Here is a 15,906-nt window from a genome sequence, read left to right on the forward strand (position 1 = left end):
GAGAACGATTATGAAAAAACTCACCCTCCTGGCTAGCGCAATAGCCATGGTTGTAAGCTGCAGTGCACTGGCAAAAATTACGCCGGAGCAAGCTGCTCGTCTTGGTCAGGATCTGACGCCTATCGGTGCTGAACGTGCTGGCAATGCGGCAGGGACTATCCCTGAGTGGACTGGGGGCATTTTGACACCTCCTGCTGGCTACAAACCGGGCGATCACCACCCGGATCCTTTTGCTGATGATCAAGTAAAGTTTGTGATTGATAGCAGCAATCTGAACCAACATCGGGATAAACTCAGCCCTGGTCAAATCGCTTTGTTTGAGTTGTATCCGGATACGTTCAAGATGCCGGTCTACCCAACGCGCCGCTCTGCTTCGTTTCCACAGTACTTTTACGATGCAACCAAAGAAATTGCCACCAAAGCCGAGCTGATTGAAGGCGGTAACGGTCTGGCCAATGCTGCTATTGGTATCCCATTCCCAATTCCAAGCAATGGTTTAGAGGCAATCTGGAACCACATTGTGCGGTATCGTGGTGTATCTGCAACCCGTAACGGCGGCCAGGCTGCACCTACCGCTTCCGGTGCTTACACCTTTATTGGTTTCGACGAGCAAATCATGTTCAAGTACTCGCATCCGGATGCGACGCCAGAGAACCTGATGGCTGAAAACATTTTGTTTAAGTTTAAGCAGAGCGTTACGTCACCAGCTCGTCTGGCCGGTACTGCCTTGCTGGTTCATGAAACCATGGATCAAATTGCTACCCCTCGTCAGGCCTGGACTTACAACACTGGGCAGCGTCGTGTGCGTCGTGCACCAAACGTGGCCTATGATGCACCAGGTACTGCGTCGGATGGTCTGCGTACGACCGATGACTTTGATATGTTCAACGGCTCGCCGGATCGTTACAACTGGGAGCTGAAAGGCAAAAAAGAAATGTACATTCCGTACAACAGCTACAAGTTGCACAGCAACGAGCTGAAGTACAGTGACATTCTGATGCCTGGTCATATTAATCCTGAGCATACCCGTTACGAGTTGCATCGGGTCTGGGTGGTAGAAGCTACGTTGAAAGATGGAATGCGTCATGTCTATGGCAAACGGGTGTTCTACATTGATGAGGACAGCTGGCAGATCCATGTGGCAGACTTGTACGATAACCGTGGTGATTTGTACCGTGTTGCCATGGCTCATGGTCTGAACTACTACGAAGTGCCAACCCACTGGAGTACGCTGGAAGTCTATCACGATCTGAATTCACGCCGTTACATTGCGCTGGGTTTGGATAACGAAGACGTGATGTACGACTTCTCCGTTACCTTGAATGACAATGATTTTACCCCGGCAGCACTGCGACGCGAAGGCGTTCGTTAAGCCCGGACCAAGCGAATCAAAACGGCTGAGTCTCTCAGCCGTTTTGCAATCTAACCGAGACGAATTCAGATGAAATTTGCCTGCAGTATCCCCAGCTTGATTGGCATTTTATTGCTCGCCACACCGGCTGCTTCGGCATTGCAACCGCCAGAGCCACAACCAGCCGTGATTGCGCCTTTAGCCGCCCAGTCTTTGCTTACTGATATTACCGTGCTGCCGTCCAATCGCCTGATAGCTGTTGGCGAACGTGGTCATATTCTTTGGAGTGACAATGGTTATCAGTGGCAACAAGCCGAAGTGCCTGTTCGCGCTAACCTAAATGCTGTTTATTTTGTCGATGCTGAAAACGGCTGGGCCGTAGGGCATGATGCCAGTATTTTGCACAGCCAAGACGGTGGCATCAGTTGGCAATTGCAGCAGTTTCTGCCTGAGCTGGATAAGCCACTATTGGATGTGGTGTTTGAAGACGCTGAGCATGGTATTGCGGTAGGTGCGTATGGCATGCTGTATCGCACCCGTGATGGCGGTGTGACATGGCAAGCTGAATTTCATCTGGAGTTGTTGGACGAAGAAGAACAGGATTACCTGTTGGAATTAAAAGAAGATGACCCCGATCTCTATGCCATTGAGCTGACAGCGATCTTGCCACACTTTAACCGGGTTTATGTGGCAGGTGAGCAATTGATGATGGTGGGAGAGGCTGGTTTTTTTGCCATTAGCGATGATTTTGGCCAGCATTGGGAGTTATTAGAACCTTTCTATCACGGCTCCTTATTCGATGTTGCGGTCACTGAGACCGGTCATTGGTTGGCTGTTGGGCTGCGTGGCCATGTGTTTTTGTCCGAAGATGAGGGCGAAAGCTGGCAGGAAATGGTATTGGAGTCTCAGGCTACCATCAACAGTGTGATTGTCCGCCCTGAAGCGATTTACTTAACCGGCAATGCTGGCCTTTGGGCGGTCAGCTACGACCAGGGACAAAACTTCACTTTTAGTACTGAAGCCGATGGCAGAGCCATTGTCAATGCCGTCCCTTATCAGCAGCAGATGATTCTGGCTACTGAGCTTGGGATCCGTCAGTTAGTGCAACAGAAGTCAGAATAAGCCATGAGTTTAAATCGATTCGTTAATAAATTTGAGTACGCCCTGTTTCGTCACCGCCTGGTGGTATTGGCAGTGTTTGCATTGGCAACCTGTTTCTTGCTGTTTAAAGCCACTCAAATCCAGCTGGATGCAGGTTTTAGTAAGAATATACCGCTCAAACATGAATACATGAAAACCTACATGCAGCATGAGCAGGATTTTGGTGGCGCCAATAACATTCTGGTCTCAATGTGTGATGCCAGCGGCAATATTTTTAATGCCGGTTTTTTTGAAACCTTACGCCAAGCTCACGACCAGCTGTATTACATTCCGGGAGTGAACCGGGTCCAGGTGCGTTCATTATTTAGCCCAAGTACCCGCTTTGTCGAGGTAGTTGAAGATGGCTTTGCCGGTGGCCCGGTGATTCCTGCTGATTTTGTGCCCGATCAGCGCGGCCTGGCCCGGGTGCGGGAAAATGTTGAAAAAGCCGGTATCGTCGGTCGTATGGTGGCAGATGACTACAGCTGCGCCATGATCAACGCCCAGCTACTGGAAATTGATCCATCCACCAACGAACGTTTGGATACCATTGCTTTTGCGTCTACTTTGGAGGAGCAAATTCGCGGCCAGTTTGAAAGTGATGAGATTAGTGTGCACATCATTGGTTTTGCCAAAATGGTGGGAGATGTTGCTGATGGCGCCAAAGGCGTGTTGGTGTTCTTTGCCATCGCCATTGCTATTACCTCATTGATGGTCTTCTTCTTCTCTCGTTCACTTATGCTGACCGTACTGCCGATTGCTTGCTCTTTGATTGCGGTGATTTGGCAAATGGGTCTGTTGTCGGTGATTGGCTTTGGCATCGATCCGATGTCCATTTTGGTACCGTTTTTGGTATTTGCCATTGGGGTTAGTCATGGCGTGCAGATGATCAACTCCACCGGCAAACGGGTGGCATCCGGGCTGGATGCGAAAACCGCAGCTCAAGCCAGTTTCCGAAAATTGCTGGTGCCGGGTGGCGTCGCGCTGTTGTCCGATACGGTAGGCTTTTTAACCTTACTGATCATTGAGATTGGCGTGATCCGTGAATTGGCCATTACCGCCAGTTTGGGTGTGGCAGTGATTATTCTGACCAACCTTATTTTGTTGCCGGTGCTGATGTCGTATGTCCGTTTTAGCAAGGCCTATCAACAGCGGGCAGCACAGGGGAACCCAACGGCCGATCGCATCTGGTACAAGCTCTCTGCGGTAGCTACCAAGCCGGTAGCGGCTGTAGTACTGCTCATTACTGCTCTGTTGTTTATCGCCGCCATGATTCAAAGCCAGCATTTAAAGATTGGTGACTTGCATGCCGGTGCACCAGCCTTGCATGAGCATTCGCGTTACAATCAGGATACCTTCCTGATTACCGATCGCTTTGCCATCTCGGTGGACTACATCAATGTAATGGTAGAAACCATCCCCAATGCTTGTACCCATCACGATATTATGGAGCGGATAGACCACTTCCAGTGGCTGATGCTCAATGTGCCAGGCGTGCAATCGGCGGTTTCCTTGTCTTCGGTGGCAAAAACCATCAATGCTGGCTTTAACGAAGGGAACGTCAAATGGCGGGTGCTGCCACGCACTACGCAAAGTCTGGTTCAAGCATCGGCACAGGTTGAAACCGCCAGTGGGTTACTGAACCGGGATTGTTCGGTGATGCCGGTGATCTTATTTTTGGAAGATCACAAAGCCGAGACCTTGGCACGGGTAGTACAAGCGGCTAAGGATTATGGCTCGGAGCTGGGTGATGAGGATACCCGCTTCTTGCTGGCATCCGGCCCGGCTGGTGTGATGGCCGCTACCAACGAAGCGGTCTCCGCTGCCCAGCGCCCGATGATGCTCTATGTTTATGGTGCAGTTATTATTCTGTGTTTATTGAGCTTCCGCTCTGCCCGGGCGACTGCGGCTGTGGTGGTGCCCCTGTTTGTGGTATCGACCATGGCAATGGCATTGATGACTTTGCTGCAAATAGGCTTAACGGTATCGACCTTACCGGTAATTGCGCTGGGGGTTGGTATCGGGGTGGATTACGGGATTTATATTGTCTCCAGTATGAGCCAGATGCTGAAAGACCGGGTGCCTATGCGGGATGCGTATTATGAAGCGCTGAAAGAGCGGGGCAGTGCGGTGCTGTTTACTGGGATTACCTTAGCCATAGGGGTCAGTACCTGGGTGTTCTCGGCACTGAAGTTCCAGGTCGATATGGGGATCCTGCTGACCTTTATGTTCCTGGTGAATATGCTCGGTGCTATTTTGGTCCTGCCGGCACTGGCCGCATTTTTCTGGCCAAAGAATAAATAATGCAAAAAAACTTTATGCATGACTAAACAAGAAAATGGCCGAAAGGCCATTTTCTATTTAGGGGAACTGCATAAGTTGTCATCAGTACCGATGAGCACTGGTTGCACCAGTCTAAAACACTGAAATAAAGCTCGAAAATGGCTACAATAGTGACTACACTTCGCAGCTAACTCGTACAATCGTGCGAAGTTGAATCATGCCCTTGGCGTCATGACGTAAATAAAGGATATGAAAATGGCACTGATAGATGGTCAACCCTCTGTACTACTACAAAACGTAAAAAAACTCATTCAACAAAAAGTGAAAGAGCAGCCTGCGCTGGTCGAAAAATTTGCTTCCATTCTGTATGGTAGCATTGCTGCTGAAGACCTGATTGGTCGTAATGACAGCGACCTGTATGGCGCTGCTTTAAGTCTGTGGAAAACTTTTAATAATCACCACCAGGATGGTGCTGTCATACGGGTATTTAACCCGGAAATCAGCCGTCATGGCTGGGAGTCCAAGCACACCATTGTTGAAATCGTGGTGCATGATATGCCATTTTTGGTGGACTCCGTGCGGATGGCGTTAACCCGGCAGACTATTTCTGCGCATTTCTTTGTCCATATGCCGTTGCAAGCGAAACGTACAGAGCAGGGTGTCATCGAAGACTTTGATAAACTAGGTGCCAAAAGCAAAGCCGATACCCGCCAGACCGTCTTTCATATCGAAATTGATCGTCAGTCCGATCCGGTTGCCATTGATAACCTGACTGCAGAGCTGCACTCAGTGATGGAAGATGTCACTTTATCGGTGCAGGATTGGCAGGTTGTTCGTGAAAAACTTAAAAGTGTGATCAGCGATTTGCCGGCAATGGATGCAGGTAAGGAGCAAAGCAAAGAGCGCAAGGACCACATCGAATTCCTGAACTGGTTGGTGAAAGACAACTTTACTTTCCTTGGTTACCGCGAGTACAAAATCAAACCAGTGAAAGGGGATTACCGCATTGAAGGCGTGGCCAATACGGCGCTGGGTTTAATGCGTCGCGCTGATGCAAAAGATTTGATGTTATCCGAGTTGCCGGAAAATGCCCGTCACCAGGCGTTGGACGACTCCTTGCTTATCCTGACCAAAACCAACCATAAGTCACGGGTACACCGTCCAGCCTACATCGACTATGTGGGTGTGAAGCAGTTTAACGACAAAGGTGAAGTGACTGGTGAGCATCGCTTTATCGGTTTGTATTCAGCCACCTTGTACAACAACAGTGCTGGTGATATTCCACTGCTGAAGTCGAAACTGGCCCAGGTGATGGCGATGTCCGAGTTCACGCCGGGGACCCATGCTTACAAAGCCATGCTGAATATTCTGGAAACCTACCCACGCGATGAGTTGATCCAGGCCAACCCTGCCGATTTGCTGGATGTAGCTACCGGTGTCCTGCAAATGCAAGAGCGCGATATGACCCGGGTCTTTATGCGCAAGGATACCTTTGGCCGCTTTGTCTCAGCCATGGTGTATGTCCCGCGGGAGCGTTACAACACTCAACTGCGTAAAGAAACACAACAAATCTTCCAGCAGTTCCTGAAAACCGATGAGCCGGTTGAGTTCACCACCTTCTTCTCGGAGTCGGTGCTGGCTCGTACCCATTACATTATTCGTATCCACGATAGTCATGTCGAGTTGAATGTGAAAGAAATCGAACGCAATCTGATTGAAGCGGCCCGCACCTGGGAAGACAAGCTGGAATCGGCCCTGGTCGGCGTCTATGGCGAAGCCAAAGGTCGTGAGCTGGCACGCAAATACGTCAACGCTTTCCCGCGCGGTTATAAAGAAGAAATGCTGCCAAACGATGCTCTGGTGGATATTGGTAAACTGGAGGCACTGAACGAAGAACATACTTTAGAGATGTTGTTCTATCAGCCGCAGGAAGAAAAGACCAACAGCAAGGCGGTGCGGTTAAACCTGTTCCACAAAGACAAACCTATTCATTTGTCTGATGTGCTGCCGATGTTGGAAAACTTTGGTTTGCGGGTGATTGGCGAAACGCCATACCCGGTGCGCACACCGGATGGTTCGGTCAGTTGGATCCTGAATTTTACCATGGAGCTCAACTGTGAGCTGTTAAATGAGTTTGAGCAAGCTCAGCAGGATTTCCAAAGCTCTTTTGCTAAAGTCTGGGCTGGCGAGCTGGAAGATGATGGCTTTAACCGCCTGATCCTGGCAGCTGGCTTGTCTGGCCGTGAAGCCGCATTGTTGCGGGCTATTGCGAAGTACAAGCGTCAAATTGGCGGCACCTTTAGCCAAAGCTACATTGAAAGTACTTTTAGCCGCTATCCGGAACTGGCGCGGCTGATTGTTGAGTTGTTTAATGGCAAGTTTTCGCCAGCGACCAAGGTCACAGCAAAAGCGATTGAAAAGCTGGAATTGCAAATTACTGATCAGCTGGAGCATGTCGCCAACCTGGATGACGATCGTATCATTCGCCGTTTTGTCGACATTGTGCATGCAGTGCTACGCACCAACTACTTCCAACCGGATGCGCTTGGCAATGAGAAACCTTACATCTCAATGAAGATCAAGCCGGATCTGATCCCGGAAATCCCGTTACCGGTGCCGGCTTTTGAGATTTTTGTCTACTCGCCCAGGGTAGAAGGTGTGCACCTGCGCTTTGGCAAGGTTGCCCGCGGTGGCTTGCGCTGGTCGGATCGTCGTGAAGACTTCCGCACCGAAGTGCTCGGCCTGGTGAAGGCGCAGCAAGTGAAGAATACCGTGATTGTCCCTGTTGGTGCTAAAGGTGGCTTCGTATGTAAGCAATTGCCAGAGACCGGTGGTCGTGAAGCCTTTATCAATGAAGGCAAGGCCTGTTACCGTACCTTTATCCGTGGCCTGTTGGATGTCACCGACAACATTGTGAAGGGCGAAATCGTGCCGCCGATGGATGTGGTGCGTTTGGACGAAGATGATCCTTATCTGGTCGTTGCGGCCGACAAAGGGACTGCCACCTTCTCCGATATCTCCAATGGCATATCGCAAGAGTACAGCTTCTGGATGGGCGATGCCTTCGCCTCTGGTGGTTCCAATGGCTACGATCACAAAGGCATGGGAATTACCGCGCGTGGTGCCTGGGAGTCGGTTAAACGGCACTTCCGTGAGATTGGCATTGATTGCCAAACCACCGATTTTACCTGTGTGGCCATTGGTGATATGGCTGGCGATGTGTTTGGTAACGGTATGCTGCTGTCCAAGCACATTCGCTTGCAAGCGGCGTTTAACCATATGCATATCTTTATTGACCCAACTCCGGATGCGGCCAGCTCGTACAAAGAGCGTGATCGTATGTTTAAACTGCCGTCTTCAACCTGGGATGACTACGATAAATCGCTGATTTCTGAAGGCGGTGGTGTCTTCCTGCGCAGCGCCAAATCCATCAAGTTGTCGCCACAAATGAAGAAAATGCTGGGTACCAGCAAAGCCACCATGACACCAACCGAACTGATCCGGGCTTGTCTGGCGATGCCAGTTGATCTGATCTGGAACGGTGGTATTGGTACCTACATGAAAGCCAGCAATGAAAGCCATGCTGAAGTAGGTGATCGCGGCACCGAAGCGTTGCGCTTAAATGGCAATGAGTTTAAAGCCAAAATCTTTGGCGAGGGCGGTAACCTGGGAGCAACCCAGCGCGGCCGCATCGAATTTGCCGCCCATGGTGGTCGTATTAATACCGACTTCATTGACAACGTTGGTGGGGTGGATTGCTCGGACAACGAAGTCAACATTAAGATCCTGTTGAACTCGCTGGTGGCAGCAGGTGACCTGACCTTAAAACAACGCAATAAATTGTTGGTCGATATGACCGATGATGTAGCCCGTCTGGTGATTGAAGATTGTTACCAGCAAACGGAGAGTATCTCGATCTCTGGCTTGCTGGGAGCCGATCAATTAAAAGAGTACACCCGCTTTATCCACACGCTGGAAAAAGAAGGCAAGCTGAACCGCGAGCTGGAGTTCCTGCCATCGGATGACGAGTTATCCGATCGCATGGCACGTGGTATGGGGTTAACCCGGCCTGAGCTTGCGATCCTGACAGCTTACGGCAAGATGGTGCTGAAAGAGCAACTGGTACTGCCGGAAATTTATGAAAACCCATACTTTAAGCAAGAGTTGTTTGCTGCTTTCCCACTAGTGCTGCAGAAGAAGTACAGCGCCGAGATGGAGCAGCATCCGCTAAAAGGTGAAATCATTGCCACCAAGCTGGCGAACCAACTGGTCAATGAGATGGGCCCGAATTTCGCTCAGCGCATGCGTGAAGAAACCGGTAGTGGTATTGCTGAACTGATGCTTTGCTATGCCATGGCCCGCGACTTGCTGGATATATCCACCCACTGGGATGCGTTACGTGCATTGGACAATAAAATTCCCGCCAGTCTGCAGACCAAGCTGTTGCACCAACTGCGTCGCACCATGCGCCGTGCCACCCGCTGGTTCCTGCGGCATCGCAATAAAGCGCTGGATATTCAGCAAACGCTGGCGTTCTTTAAACCTGCCTTTAAAGAGGTATCGGAGAACCTGCCACGCTTTATGGCAGAAAAGGAGATGGCCGAGCTGGATAAACAGTTCAAAGCCTATCAGGACAAAGGGATCCCGACAGAAACGGCCCGCTACCTGGCGTATCTGAGCACCGTGTACTCGGTGATGGACATTGCCCAGGTCGCCGACTCAGAGCAAACCTCAGTGCCGCTGACAGCAGAGATTTACTTCAAGTTGGGCGACAGTTTGGATCTGCACTGGTTCCTGGAACAAATCACGCAGCAGCCGGTCGCCAATCATTGGCAGGCACTGGCGCGTGCCAGTTACCGTGAAGAGCTGGATTGGCAGCAACGCTCACTGGCCGCTGTGGTGGTTCGTAGTTGCGGCGGATCTTGTGATGCCGAGTCGGTGATTGAAAGCTGGTTGCATGAGCACGATGCCTTGCTGGAGCGCTGGCGCATGATGTTGGCAGAATTTAAAACTACTAAGAGCCATGAGTTTGCTAAATTCTCAGTGGCTTTGCGTGAGTTGATGTTGCTAAGCCATCACTGCGAACCTGTTAAATCCTGAGCCAACAGGGTAAAATAACCCACAGGTTAACCCAGATAACCCCGGTGCTCCTGGTAAGTTTACCAAGGAAACCGGGGTTTCTTTTGCTGATATTTTACGCGGAGCCCTTGCCATGTTTTATCCTTTTGCCAGAAGTCTGATGTTTGCCTGCGATGCCGAATGGTCGCATAACTTTGCTCTGGGCAGTCTGAAGCGGTTGGCACATACCCCGTTGGCAATGGCCTGGCGCCAGCAATTACCAGCCAAACCTGTTACTGTGGCTGGCATTGCCTTTGATAACCCTATTGGCCTGGCAGCTGGGCTGGATAAAAATGCTGACTGCATCGATGCCTTTGGGCAAATGGGATTCGGTTTTATTGAAGTGGGTACCGTCACACCAAGGCCTCAGGCCGGTAATGAAAAACCACGTATCTTTCGCTTGCCGCAAGCTCAGGCGATTATCAATCGTATGGGTTTTAACAACAAAGGCGTGGATTATCTGGTCGAGAATGTAAAAAAAGCCCAATACCAGGGCGTGCTGGGTATCAATATTGGCAAGAATAAAGACACCCCCAATGAGCAGGGCAAAGACGATTACGTGCATTGCATGCGCAAAGTCTATGCCCACGCCAGTTACATTACCGTCAATATCTCTTCGCCTAATACGCCCGGCTTGCGTGAGCTGCAGTATGGTGAAGCACTGGATGATTTATTGCAAACGGTGCGGAATGAGCAATTGGACCTGCAAGCTCAGTTTGATAAATACGTGCCCATCTTCGTTAAAATTGCACCGGATATGGATGAAACTGAGGTACAGCAAGTGGCCCTGGCACTGCTGCGCAATAAAATGGATGGGGCTATCGCCACCAATACTACGCTGGATCGTAGTCTGGTTCAGGGGCTAAAATACGCTGATGAAGCGGGGGGGCTCAGTGGTTTGCCGGTGCAGCAAAAAAGCACTCAAGTGTTGCAACAACTGCGACAGGCCGTTGGCGCCGATTTTCCGTTGATTGGGGTAGGGGGTATTGTCGATGCTGACTCTGCACAAGCTAAGTTGGCTGCCGGTGCGGACTTACTGCAGTGTTATACGGGGTTTATCTACCGTGGGCCTCGCTTGCTGGCTGAGATCATCGACAGCTTGTGATGGATCCTGCACTCCTTATAAGGATCCTGATCGGATCCTTTTTTGTTAGAAGAAATTCGAATTTCACTTTGATCATAAGTTGTTATACTTGCACCAAATGATCAATAATTCTAACAGCTTAGGGATGCACCATGTTGTCACCAACTGAACGCTGGAGCTGGTACCACTGCACGGAGCGCAATCAACTGGTGCTGGATATCAATGCCGAACTGGCATTTCCAGCGCCTTTTGCCAGCCATCAGCTTCATCTGCCCAGGCTGGCTCAGGCCTTCACTATGCAAGATGCCGAGCATTACTGGCTGGCACTGGAAAGCTTAGCGGATGCTGGCTTGAGCCAGGAACTGCAGTTGTACTTTGCTCTGACTGCGGTGGCTGCAGTCAACTTTATGCGTCCTCAGGGTCATAAGAGCTGGTATTTTGCTGATATTGCCAACAGCAAGCCGCTACAGGCATGGCAAACCGCCGAGCTGGTCGGTCAACAATTGGTGCAGGTGTTGATTTTACAAACCGATAATGACTGTGCTGAGTGCCTGTTACTCTCTGAGGTGACCACCCTTACCGGGAAACAGCTTGCTGCTGGCACCGTATTACGTTTGCTCACTTCACGTCTGCGCCCCAGCATTCAGCCTGTGCTGCGTAAATCTGCTTAGCAGCAACAGCTTGCCTTGCTGCTAAGCTTGGCTTGCTGCTATAGTAGCGCTTCGTCAGCATCCAGCAGGACTCTTGATACGCAGTTATGTATAAAAAAATCTCTGCTCTGATCCGCCAGGTGGCGGGAAAGCCATTACCTGCCATTCCAGGTGTACCGGTGCTGAGCAAACGTCGTCGTGCTGCAGTCGCTATTCTTTTGATGTTTCACCTGCTGGGCGCTTTATCCTCGCTCGATGCGCTGATGTCCTCCCGTACTTCCCAGGGCAGTATTGCCTGGATTATTTCACTCAATACCTTTCCTTATGTCACCGTACCGGTGTACTGGATTTTTGGCCGGCCCAAGTTCCAGGGATATGTGATTTCGCGTCGTGAGACCGACTCAGATCTCTGGTTAAAACATCAGTTGAAAATGTCGAGTGTCGATCGTTTTCAACTGCACAACAGCCGGATCCGCGGCAATATGCAGGCGGTCGAGTATTTGGCCAAGATGCCATTTTTAACCGGCAACGACATCGAGTATCTGGTTGATGGGCAGCAAAAGTTTGACAGTATTTTCGCCGGCATTCGAGAAGCTGAAGACTATGTGTTGGCGCAGTATTACATCATTCGTAACGACGATATAGGACAGCAATTTCAGCAAGCTCTGATAGATAAAGCCCGCCAAGGGGTGCCGGTTTATTTATTGTACGATGAAATTGGCAGTTACCGGCTTGGCCGCCCTTATTTACGTCAGCTGGAACAGGCCGGAGTGAAGGTGCGACCCTTTCATTCCACCAAAGGGCCCGGCAATCGCTTCCAGCTCAATTTTCGCAATCACCGCAAACTGGTGATAACCGATGGTAAGCATGCCTGGTTGGGTGGTGCCAATATTGGCGATGAGTACCTTGGGCAAAGCCTGCGTTATGGCAATTGGCGCGACACCCATTTAAAAATTACCGGGCCGGCCGTGATGAGTGTGCAGCTGTCTTTTGTCGAGGATTGGTACTGGTCCAGTGACATGATCCCGGAGCTCAACTGGGAGCCTGTGGTTGCCGAGCGGGCTGACTTGCCCATTCTGATCTTGCCTTCCGGCCCGGCCGATCGGCACGAAACCGCCAGCCTGATGATGCAGCATATGATCCATAGCGCAGTAGAGCGCTTCTGGATTTCCAGCCCGTACTTTGTACCGGATGAAGGCGTGTTGTCAGCACTAAAATTGGCCGCACTGCGTGGCGTGGATGTGCGTATTCTGATCCCGGAGCGTACCGACAACTACCTGGTCTATCTGGCTGCTTATGCATTTGTCGCCCCGTTGATTGAACTTGGGATTGAAATTCATCGTTATCAGGATGGCGTGCTGCACTCCAAAAGCTTTCTGGTAGACCAGCTGATCAGCAGTGTGGGCACAGTCAATCTGGACAATCGCTCTTTCCGGTTAAACTTTGAAATCACTGCATTGATTGGCGGCGAAGAGCCAAATCAGCGTCTGGAGCAGATTTTCCAGCAGGATTTTGACCGCTCCCGCATTATGACAGTGGAAGAGATCGAGAACAAATCCCTGTTCTTCCGGGCATTGTCGCGGGCCGCTTATCTGATGGCACCTGTTTTGTAGCTGGCTGCAGTTGACTTAAAAGCAGGTGTCCATTGCTGCTAACAACCGATAATCATCGTCCACCAGCCAGATACAGCGCCATTTATCAAAGGTGAGGCAAGGATGCGAGCTTCCCAGCATAGCGATATCTCCAATTTGCAAGGCCAGCTCTGGCGGGTAATGCCAGAAGGTATGCTGGTCCATGATTTTTCTGCTTTCACAGCCGGTTAAATCAAGGGATAGAGCCTTGCCGTCCCGATAGATGCACAGCACTTTGGGCATGCCTGCATCAAAAGCAATATCACGTTTACCCAGTCCCAGCACTGCCAGGCCGGGCTCTGGCAACGATTGTACATAAGCGGCTACTTCCAGCGCTGGCTGCAAATCACCCGGTACTTGCTGCGCCAGGGTGCTTCGCTGTTGCACCTGTTGCTGTGCGCAGGCATAGAGCTGATGATCATGGGTGATATAGCAGCCAGGCCGAAGGACCACCTCGATGCTGCTGTTTGTGTTTAAGCTCTGCAACTCTGCAGCAACTACGTCGTACCAAACCGAACCAGCACCGGTCAAAATGGCTGTTTGCCCGACCAGATAACGTTGTTGCAACTGATGGCATAGTCTGGCTGCCTGCTGGATCCATTGCCGGACACTGGCTTCATCCTGAGCGATCCCTTCATAAAACTCTACCCCAGCCAAAGCAAGCCCATCCAACTGATGGATCGTATCGGCCAGTTGCAGGCTGCTATCGATATCACGTGAACCGCAGCGACCAGCCAGAGTACCCAGCTCAACCAGGCAGGGCAGCCGCAAATTGAGTTCGCTGAAATAAGCGGATAACTGCCAGGCATTGTTGCTGTTATCAACACAGACAAACAGCTGCACGCCTTGCTGCAGTAGTCCGGCTACGACTGCCATATTGGCTTTTCCAACCAGCTGATTGGCCAGAATGATGCGTTTAGCTCCAGCCTGAGCCGCAATCAATGCCTGATAAGGGGTTGCCACGGTCAGCCCCCAGGCGCCGGCCGCGAGTTGCTGCTGGAAAATAGCCGGGGTCATGCTGGTCTTGCCATGCGGCGCCAGGCCAACTCCGGCGGCATTGGCGAAATTTTGCATCCAGTGGATATTGTTCGCCAGAGCAGCTGCTTTAATCACCGCTGCAGGCAAGGGGACCGCTTCATCCAGCAGGGACAGCTGGGTTGGCTTGCTGGTGGCAAAATCTGCTTTGTGTTTCATAACAACTCCGGGTTTATGCCGAACCCAGCCGGATCCTGGCAAATTTCTGTGACTTCGCTGTTTACTTTTGCAATGCAATGGTACAAAGTATCTAGTCAAATATCTATGAAATACGTAGATTTAATGGTTATTCTTATTGGGTTTTTCACTGTATGACTTTTGAGATTGATATTTTATCACGCATTTCAGAGCGTTTTGTAGAACTGAGTGATTCTGAACAAAAAGTAGCCCAATTGATTCTGGCCGATGTACGGGCTGCGACTGAGCTGAATATTGCTGCCTTGGCCCGCGAGGCTGGGGTTAGCCAGGCGACGGTAACCCGTTTTGCCCGCAGTGTGGACTGCAAAGATGTTCGGCAGTTAAAAGTGAAGTTAGCTCAGTCTCTGGCCGTAGGCCAGCGCTTTATCGAAGAAACTCCGGATCTGGATGGCATTCACGGTGTGTACGAAGCGATCAAAAATACCCTGGATCTGAGCCGCAAATTGCTGAAGGAAGCGGATGTTCACCAGGCGGTGCAATGGCTGTTGCAAGCCAGAATGGTCCTTTGTCTGGGCATGGGGGGCGGGTCATCCATTGGCTCACTGGAGATGCAGAATCGGTTGTTCCGCTTTGGTGTGCCGGTGAGCAGTTATCAGGATGGCTTGCTTTGTCGGATGGTGGCCGCAGCAGTTGAACCCAATGATGTGGTGGTGGTGATTTCACTGACTGGCAATACGCCGGAGATTATTGATGCTGCTGCCATTGCCCGTCAGTACGATGCGAAAGTGATTGCCATTACCAAACCGGACTCGCTGTTGGCTGCCGAGGCTGACTTGTTGCTGGCGATACAGGCACCGGAAACGGATTTTATCTACAAGCCATCCGCATCGCGGTATGCCATGCTGGCGGTGATTGATGTGTTGGCAACTGAGTTGGCGAAGCACAATAAACGTCGTTCGCGCGATAAGTTACGGCGGGTAAAGCTATCACTCGATAGCCATCGCGGTGGTGATGAACGCCAACCACTTGGGGATTAACAGGAGAACGAGATGACGATTATTCGTTATGGTACCGAAGGCAATACCGGTACGGGTGGCCAGTCATTACCCTTTGCCAAAGCGGTTGAGGCCGGTGGCTGGCTGTATATTTCCGGCCAGACACCGATGCGAGATGGTGAAGTGGTTGAGGGCGGTATTGTCGAGCAGTCCAGACTGGCGATAGAGAATTGTCTCACCATCATGCACCAGGCGGGCTTTCGCAAAGAGCATATTGTGCATGTGAAAGTGTTCTTAACCGATGCGCGCTACTTTAGTTCGTTTAATAAGGTCTTTGCCGAATACTTTGCCGATGCGCCACCGGCACGGATCTGCGCGGTTACTGACTTAGTGGTTGATTGCAAGGTGGAGGTTGACCTGACCTGCTTTTACCCTGAAAAAACAGCCAATAGATGACAGCGATGTCATTTAACGGCGCGAG

Annotated in this window: 10 protein-coding genes; 9 read left to right on the forward strand and 1 reads right to left on the reverse strand. The window is 50.8% G+C overall.

The window, feature by feature from the left end:
• Positions 1–10 precede the first annotated feature (10 nt).
• The 7 genes from QWY20_RS03500 to cls all read left to right on the forward strand — a co-directional run bounded on the left by QWY20_RS03500 (position 11) and on the right by cls (position 13,239).
• Positions 11–1,372 carry a DUF1329 domain-containing protein gene (locus tag QWY20_RS03500; RefSeq protein ID WP_330127653.1) on the forward strand — a complete coding sequence of 454 codons (1,362 nt, stop codon included), beginning with the start codon at positions 11–13 and terminating at the stop codon, positions 1,370–1,372.
• 69 nt (positions 1,373–1,441) lie between these two features.
• Positions 1,442–2,473, forward strand: coding sequence for a WD40/YVTN/BNR-like repeat-containing protein (locus QWY20_RS03505; RefSeq protein WP_330127654.1), 1,032 nt, complete (start codon positions 1,442–1,444; stop codon positions 2,471–2,473).
• A 3-nt stretch (positions 2,474–2,476) separates the two neighbouring features.
• Positions 2,477–4,795, forward strand: coding sequence for an efflux RND transporter permease subunit (locus QWY20_RS03510; protein ID WP_330127655.1), 2,319 nt, complete (start codon positions 2,477–2,479; stop codon positions 4,793–4,795).
• A gap of 234 nt (positions 4,796–5,029) precedes the next feature.
• Positions 5,030–9,874: an NAD-glutamate dehydrogenase gene (locus QWY20_RS03515; protein ID WP_330127656.1), complete on the forward strand. Its 4,845-nt coding sequence runs from the start codon at positions 5,030–5,032 to the stop codon at positions 9,872–9,874.
• A gap of 112 nt (positions 9,875–9,986) precedes the next feature.
• On the forward strand, positions 9,987–10,997 hold the full coding sequence (pyrD, locus tag QWY20_RS03520; RefSeq protein ID WP_330127657.1) for a quinone-dependent dihydroorotate dehydrogenase: 1,011 nt from the start codon (positions 9,987–9,989) through the stop codon (positions 10,995–10,997).
• A 131-nt stretch (positions 10,998–11,128) separates the two neighbouring features.
• The gene (locus QWY20_RS03525; RefSeq protein ID WP_330127658.1) at positions 11,129–11,647 is read left to right on the forward strand and encodes a cell division protein ZapC domain-containing protein; all 519 of its coding nucleotides are present in this window, start codon (positions 11,129–11,131) and stop codon (positions 11,645–11,647) included.
• 200 nt (positions 11,648–11,847) lie between these two features.
• Positions 11,848–13,239, forward strand: a complete 1,392-nt coding sequence (gene cls / locus QWY20_RS03530; RefSeq protein WP_407935395.1) for a cardiolipin synthase — start codon at positions 11,848–11,850, stop codon at positions 13,237–13,239.
• A gap of 15 nt (positions 13,240–13,254) precedes the next feature.
• Here cls and QWY20_RS03535 read toward each other — a convergent pair whose 3' ends face one another.
• Positions 13,255–14,451, reverse strand: a complete 1,197-nt coding sequence (locus tag QWY20_RS03535; RefSeq protein ID WP_330127660.1) for an alanine racemase — start codon at positions 14,449–14,451, stop codon at positions 13,255–13,257.
• A 152-nt stretch (positions 14,452–14,603) separates the two neighbouring features.
• Between QWY20_RS03535 and QWY20_RS03540 the strand changes: the two genes are divergently transcribed.
• Positions 14,604–15,467 (forward strand): SIS domain-containing protein, encoded by an 864-nt coding sequence (locus QWY20_RS03540; RefSeq protein ID WP_330127661.1) that lies wholly within the window; start codon positions 14,604–14,606, stop codon positions 15,465–15,467.
• 12 nt (positions 15,468–15,479) lie between these two features.
• Entirely contained in the window at positions 15,480–15,881 is a 402-nt protein-coding gene (locus QWY20_RS03545) for a RidA family protein (protein WP_330127662.1), read from the forward strand.
• The last annotated feature ends 25 nt before the right edge of the window (positions 15,882–15,906 follow it).

The sequence above is a fragment of the Alkalimonas cellulosilytica genome (genome assembly GCF_036325985.1).
Taxonomy (GTDB): domain Bacteria; phylum Pseudomonadota; class Gammaproteobacteria; order Enterobacterales; family Alteromonadaceae; genus Alkalimonas; species Alkalimonas cellulosilytica.